Annotated in this window: 2 protein-coding genes; one reads left to right on the plus strand and one right to left on the minus strand. The window is 39.6% G+C overall.

Going from position 1 to position 1710, the window contains the following annotated elements:
* A partial coding sequence (gene hisH / locus ACOVO2_RS13200; protein WP_421770431.1) for an imidazole glycerol phosphate synthase subunit HisH occupies positions 1 to 596 on the minus strand: 596 nt, incomplete at its 3' end.
* Positions 597 to 847: 251 nt separating this feature from the next.
* On the opposite strand from hisH, the gene dgt reads away from it, so the two are divergent.
* Positions 848 to 1710: dGTP triphosphohydrolase (gene dgt, locus ACOVO2_RS13205; protein ID WP_421770432.1), on the plus strand; the 863-nt coding region annotated here is incomplete at its 3' end.

Here is a 1710-nt window from a genome sequence, read left to right on the forward strand (position 1 = left end):
AAAATCTGTTCGCCTACATCACCGCTGATTTCGGAGTGAAACTGTGCCGCAAAGAAATTGTCTCGCTGCAACATCGCCGAATATTCCAAAATATAATCCGTTTTGGCTACTGTATAATCGCAAAGCGGAGCATAATATCCGTGGTTATAATAGACATATTCGCTTTCACGTAAACCTTTACAAAGTGGCGTAGTCCAAGTTCTTAGCTCCCCTTCAGGGGCTGGGGGTGGTATAATATTATTCCAACCAGTCTGTGGAACTTTGAAGCCTTTTACTCTCGGGAATTTCAAGATTGGAATATCAAAAACTCCCAAACATTCGGTATTATTTTCTTCGGATGATTGGCAGAGAAGTTGCATTCCCACGCAAGTTCCCAAAAATGGCTGTTTGAGCGTTGGAATCACTTTATCGAGACCATTTTCTCTCAAGCTTTTCATGGCGGTTGAAGCTTCGCCTACACCTGGGAAAATAATTCGTTCGGCAGAGCGAATCACTTCGGCATTATCAGAAAGCTCATAGCTTGCACCGATACGCTCAAGGGCATACATGACCGACTGTACGTTGCCTGCGTTATATTTGATAATTACGACTTTCAAAATTGAATGAGTGAATGAGTGAATGATTAGATGAGTGCCGCAGTGGAGCTGAATATTGAGTCAATTCCACACTTTCTTAACATTTTACAAATCTAAACTTATCAGTAGATAAAATTTTATTTTTATTAGAAAAGCAATATTTTATCTTGTTTTAATTTAATTATTTGACGATATTTTAAAATATTCTATCATTCTATCATCCTATCATTGAGGCATTGGTTATCTTGCAGTGAAATTTCACCACCCCAAAAATGAATTGGCAGACTCTTTTTTCTAATAAACGACTCGGTGCCGAACACCGCAATGCTCACGAACATTTCCGCACTGACTATATGCGAGATTACGACCGATTGATTTTTTCGTCGCAGTTTCGTCGTTTGCAAAATAAGACCCAAGTGTTTCCTTTGCCTGGGGCAGTTTTTGTGCATAACCGCTTGACTCACAGCTTGGAGGTTGCTTCGGTTGGACGTTCGCTCGGCAAAGCAATTGGAGAAAGAATTGTGGCAAAATATGAAAATGAGCTGAATCAAGAAGCTATTGAATTTTATAAATTTGAGCTTTCGGCGGTAGTCATGACGGCCTGTATTGCTCACGACATTGGAAACCCTCCTTTCGGACATTCGGGTGAAGAAGCCATTCGTACCTATTTTAGAGAATTGGAGGGTGAAAAACTCAAGTTTTTGACTGAAAATCTAAGCGAAAATCAATTCAATGATTTCAAATGGTTTGAGGGAAATGCCAATGCGTTTAGGATTCTGACAACGATTTTCAATCAAAGTAATCTGAATCTAACTTACGCCACTTTGGCTTCTATCATTAAATATCCTGCCGATTCGACGAGTGGTTTTAAGAAGAAAAGTTTTATTTCGGCAAAGAAATCGGGCTTTTTTGATGCCGAAAGTGAGTTTTATCAACGCATTGCTACCGAGCTGAATATCAATGCTTTGAATGAAGAAAAAACAGTTTTTGCTCGCCATCCGTTTGTGTTTTTGGTAGAGGCGGCCGATGACATTTGTTACCGAATCATCGACCTCGAAGATGCTCACCGACTAAATATTATTTCGATTCAAGAAGCAAGAGATTTGCTCGAACCTTTCTTTGAAAACCAAGAAGG

This window comes from Emticicia sp. (assembly GCF_049241225.1).
Classification (GTDB): Bacteria; Bacteroidota; Bacteroidia; order Cytophagales; family Spirosomataceae; genus Emticicia.